General features: G+C 37.3%; 15 protein-coding genes. All 15 read left to right on the forward strand.

Going from position 1 to position 17,189, the window contains the following annotated elements:
- Positions 1-52: 52 nt before the first annotated feature.
- The 15 genes from DN394_RS04220 (at position 53) to rpe (ending at position 17,118) form a co-directional block, all read left to right on the forward strand.
- Positions 53-2,776: a calcium-translocating P-type ATPase, SERCA-type gene (locus DN394_RS04220; RefSeq protein WP_048546043.1), complete on the forward strand. Its 2,724-nt coding sequence runs from the start codon at positions 53-55 to the stop codon at positions 2,774-2,776.
- A gap of 99 nt (positions 2,777-2,875) precedes the next feature.
- Complete coding sequence (locus DN394_RS04225; protein WP_000563111.1) at positions 2,876-3,751, forward strand: YicC/YloC family endoribonuclease; 876 nt, start codon at positions 2,876-2,878, stop codon at positions 3,749-3,751.
- A 67-nt stretch (positions 3,752-3,818) separates the two neighbouring features.
- Complete coding sequence (gene remA / locus DN394_RS04230) at positions 3,819-4,082, forward strand: extracellular matrix/biofilm regulator RemA (RefSeq protein ID WP_001251456.1); 264 nt, start codon at positions 3,819-3,821, stop codon at positions 4,080-4,082.
- A 13-nt stretch (positions 4,083-4,095) separates the two neighbouring features.
- Positions 4,096-4,713, forward strand: a complete 618-nt coding sequence (gene gmk, locus DN394_RS04235) for a guanylate kinase (protein WP_137050962.1) — start codon at positions 4,096-4,098, stop codon at positions 4,711-4,713.
- 2 nt (positions 4,714-4,715) lie between these two features.
- Positions 4,716-4,928 carry a DNA-directed RNA polymerase subunit omega gene (gene rpoZ / locus DN394_RS04240; protein ID WP_000933965.1) on the forward strand — a complete coding sequence of 71 codons (213 nt, stop codon included), beginning with the start codon at positions 4,716-4,718 and terminating at the stop codon, positions 4,926-4,928.
- 172 nt (positions 4,929-5,100) lie between these two features.
- Positions 5,101-6,306, forward strand: a complete 1,206-nt coding sequence (gene coaBC, locus DN394_RS04245; protein ID WP_000911721.1) for a bifunctional phosphopantothenoylcysteine decarboxylase/phosphopantothenate--cysteine ligase CoaBC — start codon at positions 5,101-5,103, stop codon at positions 6,304-6,306.
- On the forward strand, positions 6,303-8,708 hold the full coding sequence (priA, locus tag DN394_RS04250; protein ID WP_149293641.1) for a primosomal protein N': 2,406 nt from the start codon (positions 6,303-6,305) through the stop codon (positions 8,706-8,708). Before coaBC ends, priA begins: the two co-directional genes overlap by 4 nt.
- A gap of 11 nt (positions 8,709-8,719) precedes the next feature.
- Positions 8,720-9,190 (forward strand): peptide deformylase, encoded by a 471-nt coding sequence (gene def, locus DN394_RS04255; protein WP_000279468.1) that lies wholly within the window; start codon positions 8,720-8,722, stop codon positions 9,188-9,190.
- Between the two features lie 23 nt (positions 9,191-9,213).
- Entirely contained in the window at positions 9,214-10,158 is a 945-nt protein-coding gene (gene fmt / locus DN394_RS04260) for a methionyl-tRNA formyltransferase (protein ID WP_149293642.1), read from the forward strand.
- The gene (rsmB, locus tag DN394_RS04265; protein ID WP_001249653.1) at positions 10,155-11,489 is read left to right on the forward strand and encodes a 16S rRNA (cytosine(967)-C(5))-methyltransferase RsmB; all 1,335 of its coding nucleotides are present in this window, start codon (positions 10,155-10,157) and stop codon (positions 11,487-11,489) included. The genes fmt and rsmB overlap by 4 nt, the downstream gene beginning before the upstream one ends.
- 4 nt (positions 11,490-11,493) lie before the next feature.
- On the forward strand, positions 11,494-12,582 hold the full coding sequence (rlmN, locus tag DN394_RS04270; protein WP_000450539.1) for a dual-specificity RNA methyltransferase RlmN: 1,089 nt from the start codon (positions 11,494-11,496) through the stop codon (positions 12,580-12,582).
- A 4-nt stretch (positions 12,583-12,586) separates the two neighbouring features.
- Positions 12,587-13,339, forward strand: coding sequence for a Stp1/IreP family PP2C-type Ser/Thr phosphatase (locus DN394_RS04275; protein WP_000648694.1), 753 nt, complete (start codon positions 12,587-12,589; stop codon positions 13,337-13,339).
- Positions 13,340-13,347: 8 nt separating this feature from the next.
- Positions 13,348-15,321 carry a serine/threonine protein kinase PrkC gene (prkC, locus tag DN394_RS04280; RefSeq protein WP_097917875.1) on the forward strand — a complete coding sequence of 658 codons (1,974 nt, stop codon included), beginning with the start codon at positions 13,348-13,350 and terminating at the stop codon, positions 15,319-15,321.
- Positions 15,322-15,589: 268 nt separating this feature from the next.
- Complete coding sequence (gene rsgA / locus DN394_RS04285) at positions 15,590-16,471, forward strand: ribosome small subunit-dependent GTPase A (RefSeq protein WP_001113945.1); 882 nt, start codon at positions 15,590-15,592, stop codon at positions 16,469-16,471.
- 2 nt (positions 16,472-16,473) lie between these two features.
- The gene (rpe, locus tag DN394_RS04290; RefSeq protein WP_149293643.1) at positions 16,474-17,118 is read left to right on the forward strand and encodes a ribulose-phosphate 3-epimerase; all 645 of its coding nucleotides are present in this window, start codon (positions 16,474-16,476) and stop codon (positions 17,116-17,118) included.
- Positions 17,119-17,189 lie beyond the last annotated feature (71 nt).

Raw genomic sequence — 17,189 nt, forward strand, 5'->3', positions numbered from 1 at the left:
GCTGAATAAGCTTTCAATAGAGTATGTCTGGAATCAGGAGGTCGATAGCGGGATGAACTGGTATGGAATGCGCGCACACGAAGTGGAAGAAAGAACGAATACGAATGTGAAGGTGGGGCTTACAGAGAAGGAAGCAGAAGGGCGAATAAAAAAATTTGGTACAAATGAATTAGATGAAGCCAAAAGGCCTTCTGCACTGATGGTATTTTTGGCGCAGTTTAAAGATTTTATGGTACTTGTTTTATTTGGTGCAACAATAGTTTCAGCTTTTTTAGGTGAATACATTGATTCTATTGCGATTGTTGCGATTGTTATTATCAATGGTATTCTTGGCTTTTTTCAAGAAAGAAAGGCTGAAAAGTCACTGGAAGCTTTAAAAGAGCTAGCCGCCCCGCAAGTTACTGTAATGCGGAATGGAAATTGGGTAAAAGCACCGTCTAAAGCACTTGTTTTAGGTGATATCATTAAATTTTCTAGTGGTGATCGTATTGGGGCGGATGTACGTCTTGTTGAGGCATCAAGTTTATATATCGAAGAATCAGCTTTGACAGGAGAGTCAGTACCGGTGCAGAAGAAGGTAGAAGCTCTGCAGGGGCAAGATGTTTCAATTGGTGATCAAAAAAATATGGCTTTTATGGGTACGATGATTACACGAGGAGCTGGAACAGGGGTCGTTGTAGCAACTGGTATGAATACAGCGATGGGCCAAATTGCAAATATGTTACAAAATGCAGAGCAAATGGAAACACCACTGCAAAGAAGATTAGAGCAACTCGGGAAAATATTAATTATTGTGGCTCTTATTTTGACAGCGCTTGTTGTATTAGCCGGTGTGTATCAAGGGAATGAAGTGTATCATATGTTTTTAGCAGGCGTGTCGCTAGCTGTTGCTGCTATTCCTGAAGGATTACCAGCAATTGTTACAGTAGCTTTATCGCTTGGTGTACAGCGTATGATTAAAAAGAGAGCAATTGTAAGGAAGTTACCAGCGGTAGAAACGTTAGGATGCGCTTCTGTTATATGCTCTGATAAAACAGGAACAATGACGCAAAACAAAATGATGGTAACACATATGTGGTCAGGTGGGGAATTATGGAAAGTTACGGGTCAAGGATATGAACCTAATGGCTCTTTTTTGAAAGGTGAAAAAGAATGCGATCCAGCTAAAACAAAAGCACTGTATCAACTACTAACATTTGGTTCACTTTGTAATAACGCAAATATTATTCAAAAGAAAAAGGCGTATGTATTAGATGGAGATCCAACTGAGGGAGCACTTGTAGCTGCAGCAATGAAAGCGGGGATAACGCGTGAGGCACTGAAAGGGAAATTTGAAATTATTCGTGAATTTCCATTCGATTCAACTCGAAAAATGATGAGTGTTATTGTGCGAGATAGAGAGGGGAAAAAGTTTCTTGTTACGAAGGGAGCACCAGATGTCCTCCTGCAAATGAGTCAAACGATTTTATGGGGGGATAAGCAACAACCGTTAAGTGAGTTGTATAGAAAAGAAGTACAGGCGGCTATTCATAGTTTAGGTAGTCAAGCGCTCCGAACAATTGCAGTTGCATTTAAGCCATTAAAAGTAACAGATTCTATTGAACATGAAAGAGACGTTGAAAAAGATTTTATGTTGGTCGGGATACAGGGAATGATTGATCCGCCAAGACCAGAGGTAGAACAGGCTGTAAAAGAGTGCAGAGAAGCTGGTATTCGAACAGTGATGATTACAGGAGATCATAAAGTGACAGCAATGGCAATTGCGGAACAATTAGGGGTTTTACCACCTGGTGGACGTGTTGTTGAAGGAGTAGAACTCGCGAATATGGATGTAGAGGAACTAGAAAGTGTTGTAGAAGATACGTATGTATTTGCTCGAGTATCACCTGAACATAAATTGAAGATTGTTAAGGCGTTGCAAAATAAAGGGCATATAGTAGCGATGACAGGTGATGGAGTAAACGATGCTCCGGCTATAAAAACAGCGGATATTGGGATAGCGATGGGAATTACAGGGACAGACGTTGCGAAAGAAGCTTCTTCTCTTGTTTTGCTAGATGATAATTTTGCTACGATTAAATCAGCAATTAAAGAAGGCAGAAATATATACGAGAATATACGTAAGTTTATTCGTTATTTATTAGCATCGAACGTAGGAGAAATTTTAGTCATGTTATTTGCAATGTTACTTGCATTACCGCTGCCGATGGTTCCCATTCAAATTTTATGGGTGAACTTAGTGACTGACGGATTACCGGCGATGGCATTAGGATTGGATAAGGCGGAAGGAGACGTTATGAAGAGAACGCCGCGTCATCCGAAAGAAGGGGTATTTGCTAGAGGGCTTGCCTGGAAAATTATAAGCCGTGGCTTTCTAATTGGAGCAGTGACGTTAGTGGCGTTTATTATTGCATATAATCAACATCCAAATGAACTGAAATATGCACAAACTGTGGCGTTTGCGACGTTGGTACTTGCACAACTTATTCATGTATTTGATTGCCGAAGTGAACATTCTATCTTCCACCGTAATCCGTTTGGGAACGTGTATTTAGTAGGAGCGGTTATTATTTCTTTACTGTTAATGTTAGTGGTTATATATTACCCACCGCTACAACCGATCTTTAGTACAATGCCAATACAAGCGAGAGATTGGTTGTTAATTGGAGGTTTGTCATCAATTCCGACCTTCTTATTAGTAGGTTCTTTATTAACAGGGAAAAAGGGGAAGAAGGAAAAGCCAGTATTATATAAGAAGGGATTAAACTTGAAATAGTCAATGATATGAAAATGTGATATAATTTACAGAAGGTAGTAGAGCCTTGTCTCTATTACCTTTTTCATTGAGTTATTTCATGGCTTGGATGTGATAAAAATGATTTGTAGTATGACAGGATTTGGAAGATCGAAAGTGGAAAATGATACTTTTCAAATTACAGTAGAAATGAAATCGGTGAACCACCGTTTTCTAGAGATGAGTATTCGACTTCCGAAGCAAATGATGATATTTGAAGAAAAAATTCGTAAAATAATTGCAGAACAAGTTCGGCGTGGACGCATTGAAGTGTCTATTAGTATAACGGGTGAAGGGCTTGTTGAAAGAAAATTAAGTGTGAATTGGTCGCTTCTTGAGCAGTACCAATCGATTATGGAAGATATAAAAGGAAAATTTCAATTACAAGATTCTATTACACTTCAGCAATTAATGGAAATGCCAGAAGTAACAGCGATTGAAGAAGTAGAAAATGTAAATGAACAATTTGAGAACGGTTTATATGAGGCTGTTCGCCAAGCTGCTCATATGTTAAAAACGATGAGAGATGGCGAAGGAGAACGATTACATAAAGATATAGCGTATCGTTTACAAGAGATTCACAATTGTGTAAATGCAATTATTCCGCATGTACCGATTGTTACACAAAAATATCGTGAACGATTAGAAAATCGCTTAAAAGAATTACATAATCAAGATCTAGATGAACAAAGATTGTTAACAGAAGTCGCAATCTTTGCAGAGCGTTGTGATATTCACGAAGAGTTAGTTCGTTTGCAAAGTCATTTAGAGCAATTTCGTGAAACACTGCAGATTGAAGAGCCTGTTGGAAGGAAAATGGATTTCATCGTGCAAGAGATGCATAGAGAAATTAATACGATTGGTTCTAAGGCAAATGACTTAACAATTTCAAAATATGTTGTAGAAATGAAAAATAACCTTGAAAAAATTCGTGAACAAGTACAAAATATTGAGTAGCTTTCAAAAAATATATAAAGTTATACGTGGTGGAGAAATCGGATAGACTTACTAGGAGGCGCAAACTATGGCCATGCGGTTTTTAAATATTGGATACGGAAATATTGTATCTGCTCATCGAATTATTGCTATTGTAAGTCCGGAGTCAGCTCCTATTAAACGAACAGTACAGGAAGCACGCGAACATAATGCTTTGCTTGATGCTACGTATGGGAGAAAAACAAGGGCGGTTATTGTTATGGATGATGGGCATGTGGTATTAAGTCCAATTCAGCCAGAGACGATTGCACATCGTTTGAATAATAAAGAAGATTTAAGTGAGGAAGGGTAGGTTTTACATATTTATGAGAAGTAGAAGAGGATTGCTCATCGTTCTTTCAGGACCTTCTGGGGTTGGTAAAGGAACGGTTCGAAAAGAGCTGTTTAGTCATGAGGATACACGTTTTCAGTACTCCATTTCAGTAACGACACGTAAGCCACGTGAAGGTGAAGTAGATGGTGTGGATTATTTCTTTAAAGAGAGAGAAGAATTTGAGGAAATGATTCGTAATGAAAAATTACTGGAGTGGGCTGAGTTCGTAGGTAATTATTACGGAACACCGATTGACTATGTTGAAAAAACATTACAAGAAGGAAAAGATGTATTCTTAGAAATTGAAGTGCAAGGAGCAATTCAAGTTAAGAAAGCTTTCCCAGAAGGTGTATTTATTTTCTTAGCACCTCCAAGTTTATCTGAACTAAAGAACCGTATTATCGGCCGTGGTACAGAAACTGAAGATGTTATTGAAAATCGTTTAACGGTAGCGAAAGAAGAAATCGAAATGATGGACGCTTACGACTATGTTGTAGAAAACGATCAAGTTGAATTAGCTTGTGAAAGAATTAAAGCAATTGTGGTTGGTGAACATTGCCGCCGCGAAAGAGTAGCAAAATATTATAAAGAAATGACGGAGGGTCTATAATTATGTTAAATCCATCAATTGATTCATTATTAACAAAAATCGATTCTAAATATACACTTGTAACAGTAGCTGCAAAACGTGCGCGTGAAATGCAACTTGCTGATAACTGTGTTATCGAGCAACCTGTTTCTCATAAATGTGTAGGTAAATCATTAGAAGAAATCGATGCAGAAGTATTAAAATATGTACCAAGCGAAGGCAAAATCATCGATTAAGACATTCTTTTCGACAAATTAAAACATAGACTTTATAATTTTCTATGTAACGGTAACAACCTATTTACAAGTAGGTTGTTATTTTTTTACGATAGGGAAGAAATATTGGTACTGATGAGATGGGAATTCTGTTTCAGTATTATAAGTTTGAAAAAGAAAGAGGACGAGCCATATGCTAAAAGGGAAAAAGATACTTCTATGTGTAACAGGAGGCATTGCGGTCTTTAAAGCGGCTGCGTTAACTAGTAAATTGACACAGGCTGGTGCTATTGTAAAAGTAATGATGAGTGAGTCGGCAATGAAGTTTGTTACGCCTCTTACATTTCAAGCACTTTCTCGCCATGACGTATATACAGATACATTCGATGAGAAAGACTCGGCTGTTATTGCACATATCGATTTAGCAGATTGGGCAGATGTAGTACTTGTTGCGCCTGCTACTGCCAATTGTATTGGGAAGTTAGCTGGTGGTATTGCAGACGATATGATTACAACTACTTTGTTAGCTACTACAGCCCCAGTGTGGATTGCACCTGCTATGAATGTGCATATGTATGAAAACAAAATTGTACAAAAAAATATGATGACGTTGAAAACGTTAGGATATACATTTATTGAGCCTGGAGAAGGTTTTTTAGCGTGTGGTTATGTTGCGAAGGGAAGACTAGAAGAACCGGAAGCAATTATTGCACGGTTAGAAGAGGCTTTTTCCGAACAAAAACCGTTGCAAGGAAAAAAAATATTAATAACTGCTGGCCCAACTCGCGAAAAGATTGATCCAGTGCGTTTTATGACCAATTTTTCTTCCGGGAAAATGGGATATGCAATTGCGGAAGTGGCAGCGAACTTAGGTGCTGATGTCATACTTGTTTCGGGACCGACAGCATTAAACCCACCATTACATGTAAATACGGTACAAGTGGAATCTGCACAAGATATGTTAGAAGTAGTTCTGCAACAGTATCAAAACGTAGATGTTGTCATTAAAACAGCAGCAGTTGCAGATTATCGCCCGAAATATGTTCATGATAATAAAATGAAAAAGAAAAATGGTGATGCTGTAATCGAACTCGAGAGAACAGTAGATATTTTAAAAACGTTAGGTGAGATGAAGGATAAACAGTTACTTATCGGTTTTGCGGCTGAAACGACAAAGGTAGAGGAATACGCAACAAAAAAATTACGTGAGAAAAATGCGAATATGATTGTTGCGAACGATGTAAAGGCACAAGGAGCTGGATTTGGTACAGATACAAACATTGTAACAATGTATAGAAAAGATGGAGAAGTTATCGAGTTACCACTTTTAACGAAGAAAGAGGTTGCTCGTGAAATATTAAAGCAAATTGAAATGATGTTAGAAGATGATCGTCTATGAAATTTGCAAGTGTAATTGTTGATGTACCTGCACGTCAGACAGATCGACCATTTGATTATATTATCCCTAAAAAGTGGGAAGATATTGTTCAGACAGGCATGCGTGTAGTAGTTCCATTTGGCCCAAGGAAATTGCAAGGCTTTATTATTGGGATCAAAGATTCGGCTGAAGTAGAAAGTAAGAAGCTAAAGACAATCCATGAAATATTAGATGTAACACCAGTTTTAAACGAGGAATTATTAAAGCTTGGATATTGGCTTACAAGCGAAACGTTATGTTATATGATTTCAGCCTTTCAAGTCATGCTTCCAACGGCGATAAAAGCTACGTATAAAAAGCGTCTACAACTTCGTAAACAAGAAAAAGTAGCACCTGAACTACTGTTTTTATTTCAGGACAAAGAAGCGATAGATTGGGAAGCTATTGAGACGCAGCCGCATCTATACCGCACGATTCAACAAGAAATTAAAAATGGCACGATTGAAGTTGTTTATCAGGTAAAAGATAAAGTGCAAAAGAAGAAACAAAGAGTCGTTCAACCGGAGTTGTCAGAAGATAAATTGGAATTAGCAGCATTTGAACTGAAAAGTAAAAAACAACAAGATGTACTCTATTATTTTGTGGAAAATTATAAAAGTGTGCCGTTGAAAGTGATAACAGAAGAGTTGCAAATAACAGACGCTCCGATTAAAGCACTTGTTAAAAAGGGGCTAATTTCAGAAAAGTATGTGGAAGTGTACCGAAATCCGTATGACGATGATGATTTTGAACAAACGAAACCATTCCCACTTACGGAGGAACAAAAGCAAGTTATTGCACCGATTTTATCATCAATTACAAATGAAACTTACAATCCATTTTTACTATATGGTGTTACAGGAAGCGGAAAAACAGAAGTATATTTACAATCTATAGCAGCGGTGCTCGCGAAAGGGAAAGAAGCTATTGTACTTGTTCCTGAAATTGCACTAACGCCTCAAATGGTAGATCGTTTTAAAGGCAGATTTGGCTCGCAAGTTGCGGTTCTTCATAGTGCGCTGTCTGTTGGAGAAAAATATGATGAATGGCGTAAGATTTTAAGAAAAGAAGTGAAAGTTGTAGTTGGTGCACGTTCAGCTGTATTTGCTCCTTTTGAAAATTTAGGGATTATTATTATTGATGAGGAGCATGAATCGAGCTATAAGCAAGAAGATAATCCGAGGTATCATGCAAGGGATGTAGCTGTCTGGAGGGGGCAATATCATAAATGTCCTATCGTTCTTGGTAGTGCAACACCGACACTTGAATCGTTTGCAAGAGCGAAAAAAGGTGTGTATGAATTACTAACGATGGAAAAACGTATGAATAAACAAGCGTTACCAACAGTAGAGATTGTTGATATGCGTGAGGAACTTCGTGACGGGAATCGTTCCATGTTTTCGAAGGCATTGCATGAAAAAATAGCAGATCGATTAGAAAAGAAAGAACAGATGGTGCTCTTTTTAAATAGAAGAGGTCATTCTACATTTGTTATGTGCCGTGATTGTGGGTATGTTGTACAATGTCCGCATTGTGATATCTCGCTGACATATCATAAAATGAACCATCGTTTAAAATGTCATTACTGCAGTCACGAAGAGAATATGCCGACTGCGTGTCCTGCTTGTCAAAGTACATATATTCGTTTCTTTGGTACAGGTACACAAAAGGTAGAAGAAGAAATTACAAAACTATTTCCAGAGGCACGAGTCATTCGAATGGATGTAGATACGACAAGTCGCAAAGGAATGCATGAAAAATTATTAAAGGCGTTCGGGGAAGAAAAAGCAGATATACTACTTGGAACACAAATGATTGCGAAAGGATTAGATTTTCCTAAAGTAACGCTTGTCGGGGTTTTAACTGCAGATACGATGCTTCACTTGCCTGATTTTCGAGCGAGTGAAAAGACGTATCAGTTATTGACGCAAGTAAGTGGACGAGCAGGCAGACATGAATTGCCAGGGGAAGTTATAATTCAAACGTATACGCCAGAACATTACAGTATAGAGTTAGCAAAGAACCAACAATATGATGTGTTTTTTGACCAAGAAATGCAAATGAGACGAACAAGACAATATCCACCTTATTACTATGTTGTGCTTGTAACAGTATCTCATCCAGAATTATTAAAGGCAGTGCAAGTGACGGAAAAAATTGTCGGTCATTTACGGGCGCATTGCACAGAGCAAACGATGGTGTTAGGACCGGTTGCTTCAGCAATTCCAAGGATAAAAGATAGATATCGTTATCAATGCATGATAAAATACAAACGGGAACCAAACTTAAAGAACGTGCTCAAAATGGTAAATGAACATTATCAAGCAGAAATGCAAAAAGAGCTACAAATCTCAATTGATTTTAATCCAACAATGTTAATGTAGCGGAGGGAAATATGGCAGTTTTAGAAATAGTAAAGCATCCAAATGAAGTGTTAGAAACACCATGCGAAAGAGTAATTAACTTTGATAAAAAGTTAGTGAAATTGTTGAAAGATATGCATGAAACAATGTTAATTGCGGACGGAGTCGGTTTAGCTGCACCTCAAGTAGGTGTAAGCTTGCAAGTTGCGGTAGTTGATATCGGTGATGATACGGGGAAAATCGAGTTAATCAATCCATCGATACTAGAAAAACGTGGTGAACAAGTAGGTCCCGAAGGCTGTCTAAGCTTCCCGGGACTTTATGGTGAAGTGGAACGTGCGGATTATATTAAAGTACGTGCGCAAAATCGCCGAGGTAAAGTATTTTTACTAGAAGCAGAAGGATTTTTAGCACGTGCAATTCAACATGAAATCGATCATTTACACGGTGTGTTATTTACATCGAAAGTGACAAGATATTATGAGGAAAACGAATTAGAATAGGTATTAAAAGGAGCGGTTTTTGAATGATAAAAGTAGTATTTATGGGAACACCGGACTTTTCAGTGCCGGTGCTTCGTCGTCTTATCGAAGATGGCTATGATGTAATAGGTGTTGTGACGCAGCCTGATCGTCCGGTAGGTAGAAAAAAAGTATTAACACCTACACCTGTTAAAGTTGAAGCAGAAAAACATGGTATTCCGGTGTTACAACCGTTAAGAATTCGTGAAAAAGACGAATATGAACAAGTCTTGGCATTAGAGCCAGATTTAATTGTAACAGCTGCTTTCGGTCAGATTGTACCAAATGAAATTTTAGAAGCACCGAAGTATGGATGTATTAACGTCCACGCGTCTTTACTACCTGAACTTCGTGGTGGTGCACCAATCCATTATGCAGTTATGGAAGGTAAAGAAAAAACGGGTATTACAATTATGTATATGGTAGAGAAATTGGATGCTGGTGATATCTTAACACAAGTAGAAGTCGAGATTGAAGAGCGTGAAACGACAGGCTCTTTATTCGATAAGTTAAGTGAAGCAGGGGCACACCTTCTATCTAAAACAGTACCTTTATTAATTCAAGGTAAGTTAGAACCAATTAAACAAAACGAAGAAGAAGTAACGTTTGCATATAATATAAAACGTGAGCAAGAGAAGATTGATTGGACAAAAACAGGTGAAGAAGTATACAATCACATTCGCGGATTGAATCCATGGCCAGTCGCTTATACGACTTTGGCAGGACAAGTTATTAAAGTATGGTGGGGAGAGAAGGTCTCTATTACAGAGAAAGCTGAACCAGGTACAATAGTAGCTCTTGAAGAAGATGGATTTGTTGTTGCAACAGGGAATGAGACAGGTGTTAAAATCACTGAATTGCAACCTTCTGGTAAAAAACGTATGAGTTGTTCGCAATTTTTACGTGGCACAAAACCTGAAATTGGAACGAAGTTAGGAGAAAATGCATGAGACAAAATGTTCGTGAGTTAGCTCTTGATGGCTTAATTCAAGTAGAAAAAAGTGGTGCATACAGTAACTTACTTTTAAATAATCTAATTGAAAAAAATGCAATTGATAGAAAAGATATTGGTTTGTTAACTGAAATTGTATATGGAACGATTCAACGTCGTGACACATTAGATTATTATTTACAGCCTTTTTTAAAAAAGAAGGTTGAGGCGTGGGTAAGAGTATTACTTCGCTTATCTTTATATCAAATGATTTATTTAGACCGAGTGCCAGAAAGAGCGGCTATTCATGAAGCAGTTGAAATTGCAAAGCGTCGCGGGCATAAAGGGATTGCTGGTATGGTAAACGGGGTATTACGTTCGATTCAGAGAGAAGGGGTACCTTCTGTAGATGAAATCAAGGATCCAATAGAACGTTTGGCAATTGCAACAAGTCATCCAATGTGGCTTGTGCAAGACTGGGCTTCTGAATATGGTTTAGAGACAGCAGAGAAAATGTGTGAAGTGAACATGTTACCCCCGGTACCAACAGCGCGTGTAAATGTTGATAAAATAACAGTAGAAGAAGCAATTGAGTTGTTGGCTGGTGAAGGTATAGAAGCGAAGCGCGGCGATTTATCAGAGGATGCAATTCAAATTGAAAGAGGGAATGTAGCGCATACAGATGCGTTCAAAAAAGGTTTTCTTTCTATTCAAGATGAAAGTTCTATGCTTGTAGCACGCGCTTTAGAACCGAATGAGGGAGATGAAGTTCTTGATAGTTGTGCTGCTCCGGGCGGAAAGACAACGCACATTGCAGAGCGATTAAAAGGAACAGGTCAAGTTATGTCTCTTGATTTACATGCACACAAAGTACGTTTAATTAAACAACAAGCGGAGAGACTTGGTCTAGAAAATGTCGAAACAAAAGCACTAGATGCTAGAAAAGTACAAGAACACTTCGCGAATGAAACATTTGATAAAATATTAGTAGATGCACCATGTTCTGGATTTGGTGTGATTAGACGTAAACCTGATATTAAGTTAGGTAAAAATAAAGGCGATAGTGAAAGATTATCGACGATTCAACTTGCAATACTAGAAAAAATAGCACCGTTATTAAAACAAGGTGGTCGCCTTGTTTATAGTACGTGCACAATAGAAAAAATAGAAAATGAACAAGTAATAAAGCAATTTTTACAAGAGCATCCTGAATTTGAATGGGATACTACGATAAAAGATCGCATGCCAGAAAAGTTAAATCCGTATATTGATGAAGGTCAAGTACGAATTTTACCGCATTATTTTGCAACAGATGGCTTTTATATTGCTTGTTTAAGGAAGAAGGTGTAGCATCGTGGAAACGACTGTGAGAAAACAAAAGAAAAATCTAGAAACGAAGAAACCATCAATTTATTCTTTACAACTTCATGAAATGCAAGATTGGTTAAAGGAACAAGGAGAACCTAAATTCCGTGCAGGACAAATCTTTGATTGGCTATATAAAAAACGTGTAAAAAATTATGACGACATGTCGAATCTTTCTAAAGGATTACGCGATAAATTGTCGAATTCCTTTGATATTACTACTTTAAATACATTGGTAAAACAAACATCTTCTGATGGAACAATTAAATTTTTATTCCAATTATATGATGGTTATTCTATTGAAACAGTGTTAATGCGACACGAATATGGAAATTCTATTTGTGTAACAACACAGGTTGGATGCCGTATTGGTTGTACGTTCTGTGCATCTACACTTGGTGGGTTAAAACGAAACTTAGAGGCTGGAGAGATTGTAGCGCAAGTAGTAGAAGTGCAACGTGCACTTGATGAAACAGAAGAACGTGTAAGTTCGCTTGTTGTTATGGGAATTGGAGAGCCGTTTGATAATTACGACAACTTAATGTCATTCTTACGCATTGTAAACCATGAAAAAGGAATTCATATTGGTGCAAGACATATGACAGTTTCAACAAGTGGAATTGTTCCAAAAATTTATAAGTTCGCTGAAGAAGATATGCAAATTAATTTTGCGATTTCATTGCATTCTGCAAATACAGAGTTACGTTCAAAATTAATGCCGATTAACCGTGCTTATAAGCTACCAGACTTAATGGAAGCTGTTAAATACTATGTAAATAGAACAGGGCGTCGTATTACGTTTGAATATGGCTTATTTGGAGGAGAAAATGACCAAGTTGAGCAAGCTGAAGAACTTGCTGCGCTTTTAAAAGGTGTAAAATGTCATGTAAACTTAATTCCGGTAAACTACGTACCTGAACGTGATTATGTACGTACGCCACGTGAACAAATTTTCTTATTTGAAAAAACGTTAAAAGATCGTGGAGTGAATGTAACAATTCGCCGTGAACAAGGTCATGATATTGATGCAGCCTGCGGTCAGTTACGTGCGAAGGAGCGTAAAGAAGAGACGAGGTGACGAGATGAAAGCCGTGTTTCTATCAGATAAAGGAAAAGTTCGCCAACATAATGAAGATAGTGCAGGAGTTTTTCACAATTTAGATGGAAATATTTTAGCGGTAGTAGCAGATGGAATGGGAGGTCATCGAGCTGGTGATGTAGCTAGCTCGATGACCATTCAATTATTCCATGATTATTGGAAGCAAACGCATAATATGAATGAACCCAAAAAAGTAGAAGAGTGGTTACATACGAGTGTTGGGATTATTAATGAGCGTATATATGAGTACTCTAAGCAACATGTAGAATGTAATGGTATGGGAACAACACTTATAATAGCGATTTGTACGCCAAACTTTGTGACAATAGGTCATATAGGAGATAGTCGTTGTTATATGGTATCAGAGGGAGAAATCTCGCTTGTAACGGAAGATCACTCACTTGTAAATGAACTTGTGAGACATGGTGAAATTTCAAAAGAAGACGCAGAATATCACCCGAAAAAGAATGTTTTGTTAAGGGCATTAGGAACAGAAGAAAAGGTCGGATTAGATGTTAAAACATTGGTGCTTGAGGAAGATGATCAGTTACTTCTTTGCTCTGATGGGTTATCTAACAAAGTTTCTATTGCTGATATGCAACAAATTTTACAGTTAAATGAACAGCTTGAAACTAAGGGACAACGTCTCATTCAATTGGCGAATGATCGTGGCGGGGAAGATAATATCACCCTTGTTCTTATTGATTATGCGGGTTCGACAAACGAAAGTAGGTGAAGTGCAACGTGCTGATTGGAAAACGCTTAAATGACCGTTATAAGCTGCTGAAAATGATTGGTGGTGGTGGAATGGCCAATGTGTATTTAGCTCATGATGATATACTTGGCCGAGATGTAGCGGTAAAAATATTAAGACTCGACTATTCAAATAACGAAGAGTTTATTAAACGTTTCCATCGAGAAGCGCAGTCTGTTACAACGTTGTCGCATCCAAATATTGTGAATATGTATGATGTCGGAGAAGAAGATGGTATATATTATCTTGTAATGGAGTATGTACCAGGACAAACATTGAAGCAATACATAATTGAGCGAGGGATGTTACCTATAGGAGAAGCTCTTGATATTATGGAGCAGTTAACATCCGCCATGGCACACGCCCATCATTTTGAAATTGTGCACCGTGATATTAAACCGCACAATATTTTAATTCGAGCTGATGGAGTAATAAAAGTAACAGATTTTGGAATTGCGACAGCTACAAGTGCAACAACAATTACACATACAAATTCGGTACTCGGTTCGGTGCATTACTTATCACCAGAACAAGCACGCGGCGGGATAGCAAATAAACAATCAGATATTTATTCCCTAGGGATCGTTATGTTTGAGTTGTTAACAGGAAGACAACCGTTTTCTGGCGAATCTGCTGTTGCTATAGCTTTAAAACATTTACAAAGTGAAATTCCGTCTCCAAAGAGATGGAATGAAAATATTCCGCAAAGTGTCGAAAATATTATATTAAAGGCAACTGCGAAAGATCCGTTTCACCGATATCAATCTGCCAATGCGATGAAACGAGATATTGAAACTGCGCTATATCCAGAGAGGATAAATGAGCAGCCATTTTACATACCGGAAGATATGGAAGCGACAAAAGCGATTCCGATTATTCAACAAGAACAATTATTCGAAAATGTAACTGATGAAACAATTGTTTTAAAAGGAAGTAAAATGGATGAACAGAAAAGAAAAGAAGAAACGGAATTAAATAAGAAGAAAAAACGAAGTAATAAATGGATCAAAGTTTTAATTACGACATTTTTACTTTTAGCAATTGGAATAACGTTAGCGCTTACTGTTATTCCGGGATTCTTTATTCCAAAAGATGTAAAAGTCCCTGATGTGGCTGGTATGAAGTATACGACAGCAGTAAATAAATTAGTTGAAAAGGGTTTTGAGGTTACGGAACCTAACATTGTATATACAGATGATGTTGAAGCAGGTGATGTGATAAAAACAGACCCTGTGGCAGGTAGAGTCGTGAAAGAAAACTCTAAAATTACTATCTATCAATCAGGTGGAAAAAAGAAAAGTAAGATGAGTGATCTCACAGGAAAAGATTTTGAGAGTATAAGGAATGAATTAGAAGAAAAATATAAGCAAGTTACAATAAATTATATTGAAAATGATAGGCCGAAAGGTGAAATCGTAGAGCAAATTCCGACGCCTGATCAAATGGTAGTAGAGGCGGAACAAGAACTGAAAATTTGGGTAAGTAAAGGTCCTTATCAAATTAGACCAGGTGATTTTTCAGGATGGACTGAAAATAGCGTAAATGGTTATTTGAATGAGAGAAAACTAACTCCAGATATAAAACGAGAGTATTCCGATACTGTTGATAAAGGACTTGTAATTTCGCAATCTCCAAAACCAGGAACGCCGTTAAAAGAAGGAGATAAAGTGACGATTATCATCTCAGAGGGGCCTAAGCCGAAAGTAACGAAAACAGTGAAAGTGGATAATATTTCTATTCCGTATGAGTCTTCTATAATTGGTGAGAAAAAACCGCAAACGATAGAAATTTATAAAGAAGATATGCAACAAAAAATGGATAGACCAATTGAAACTAGAACAATTTCAGAGTCGGCAACTATTTCTTTAGAATTTGTAATTCAAGAAGGTACAAAAGGACACTATAAAATTGTACGAGATGGTGTAACGATTATCGACAAAGAAGTACCATACCCAACTCAATAATAATGACTTCCATTTTCTTTCTAGAGGGGATGGAATGTATTACTCTTGCCTGTTATGCTGTCTACATATAGTGGACTGTATAACAGGCAAAAATATATGATTCAAAAAGCTATAAAAGTGATACTGTTATAAATAATATTTTAAATTTGATGGTAGATTAAATATATTAACTTGTATATATGACGGGTTTTGAAATAAGTATTTAAAGAATTTTAAACCATTTAATATTAATGACAGCTTCACTTTATACAAAATAAAGGAGAATTATATGCCAGAAGGAAAAATTGTAAAAGCTCTAAGTGGATTTTATTATGTGCAGCATGAAGAAGGGATTACACAATGCCGTGGGCGTGGTGTGTTCAGAAAAAATAAAATTACGCCACTGGTAGGAGACCAAGTTGTCTTTCAAGCAGATAATCCAACTGAAGGATATGTGCTTGAAGTATTTGATCGGAAAAATGAACTTGTTAGGCCTCCTATTGCTAATGTTGATCAAGCAATTCTCGTTTTCTCTGCAGTAGAACCAGATTTTAATCCGGGACTATTAGATCGATTTTTAGTGCTGATTGAATATCATAACATTAAGCCGATTATTTGCATTAGTAAGATGGATTTAGTGGATGAAAAAATGAGAGAGACTGTTGAATCTTATGCAAATGACTATCGTGAAATGGGATATGATGTATTATTTACTTCTATAAATACATCGGAAAGTATTGATATTTTAAAACCATTCTTAGAAGGTTGTATTTCTGTCGTTGCAGGGCAATCTGGTGTTGGAAAATCTTCTATGCTTAACGTTTTACGTCCAGAGTTAGAACTGAAAACGAATGATATTTCCTCGCATTTAGGACGTGGGAAACATACGACAAGACACGTGGAATTAATTGCGGTTGGAAGCGGACTAGTTGCAGATACGCCTGGTTTTAGTTCACTTGATTTCATAGATATAGAGGTAGAAGATCTTACATATTGTTTTCCAGAGTTGAAAGAAGCGAGCCAATACTGTAAATTTAGAGGGTGTACACATCTTTCTGAACCGAAATGTGCTGTGAAGACAGCAGTTGAAGAAGGGAAGATTACAGAATATCGTTATAAAAATTACAAACAGTTCGTAGAAGAAATTAGAGAGAGAAAGCCGAGGTATTAGTTATGATTAAAATTGCACCATCGATCTTATCAGCAGATTTTTCAAAATTAGGGGAAGATATTAAAGATGTAGAAAAAGGTGGAGCGGATTACATTCACGTCGATGTAATGGATGGACATTTCGTACCAAATATTACGATTGGACCATTAATTGTAGAAGCTATCCGTCCAATTACATCTTTACCATTAGATGTACATTTAATGATTGAAAATCCTGATAACTATATCCCGACTTTCGCAAAAGCGGGAGCGGATATTATTACTGTTCATGTAGAGGCGTGCCCTCATTTGCATCGTACAATTCAGCTAATTAAGTCTCATGGCATTAAAGCGGGAGTTGTATTAAATCCGCATACGCCAGTTTCGACGATTGAGCATGTATTAGAAGATATCGATATGGTATTGCTTATGACAGTAAACCCTGGATTTGGTGGACAGAAATTTATCCATTCTGTATTACCGAAAATTAAACAAGTGGCAGAAATGGTTAAAGAGCGCAATCTAGAAGTAGAAATTGAAGTTGATGGTGGTGTAAACACTGAAACAGCACGACTTTGTGTTGAAGCAGGAGCAAATGTACTTGTAGCTGGATCAGCAGTATACAATCAAAAAGACCGTGGTGAAGCAATTCGTGTCATTCGTGGATAATGAATGAACGAGTCTTTATCCTAGTGAAACTGCTAGTGTAGTAAGTTTTCACTATTTATAAAGGATAGAGA

The organism is Bacillus sp. BB081 (genome assembly GCF_008368895.1).
Lineage (GTDB): Bacteria > Bacillota > Bacilli > Bacillales > Bacillaceae_G > Bacillus_A > Bacillus_A wiedmannii.

Bases quoted from the DNA above. Each gene is read 5' to 3' on its own strand.
- DN394_RS04220 (WP_048546043.1), top strand. From the start codon at position 53: ATGAACTGGTATGGAATGCGCGCACACGAAGTGGAAGAAAGAACGAAT.
- DN394_RS04225 (WP_000563111.1), top strand. From the start codon at position 2,876: ATGATTTGTAGTATGACAGGATTTGGAAGATCGAAAGTGGAAAATGAT.
- remA (WP_001251456.1), top strand. From the start codon at position 3,819: ATGGCCATGCGGTTTTTAAATATTGGATACGGAAATATTGTATCTGCT.
- gmk (WP_137050962.1), top strand. From the start codon at position 4,096: ATGAGAAGTAGAAGAGGATTGCTCATCGTTCTTTCAGGACCTTCTGGG.
- rpoZ (WP_000933965.1), top strand. From the start codon at position 4,716: ATGTTAAATCCATCAATTGATTCATTATTAACAAAAATCGATTCTAAA.
- coaBC (WP_000911721.1), top strand. From the start codon at position 5,101: ATGCTAAAAGGGAAAAAGATACTTCTATGTGTAACAGGAGGCATTGCG.
- priA (WP_149293641.1), top strand. From the start codon at position 6,303: ATGAAATTTGCAAGTGTAATTGTTGATGTACCTGCACGTCAGACAGAT.
- def (WP_000279468.1), top strand. From the start codon at position 8,720: ATGGCAGTTTTAGAAATAGTAAAGCATCCAAATGAAGTGTTAGAAACA.
- fmt (WP_149293642.1), top strand. From the start codon at position 9,214: ATGATAAAAGTAGTATTTATGGGAACACCGGACTTTTCAGTGCCGGTG.
- rsmB (WP_001249653.1), top strand. From the start codon at position 10,155: ATGAGACAAAATGTTCGTGAGTTAGCTCTTGATGGCTTAATTCAAGTA.
- DN394_RS04275 (WP_000648694.1), top strand. From the start codon at position 12,587: ATGAAAGCCGTGTTTCTATCAGATAAAGGAAAAGTTCGCCAACATAAT.
- rsgA (WP_001113945.1), top strand. From the start codon at position 15,590: ATGCCAGAAGGAAAAATTGTAAAAGCTCTAAGTGGATTTTATTATGTG.
- rpe (WP_149293643.1), top strand. From the start codon at position 16,474: ATGATTAAAATTGCACCATCGATCTTATCAGCAGATTTTTCAAAATTA.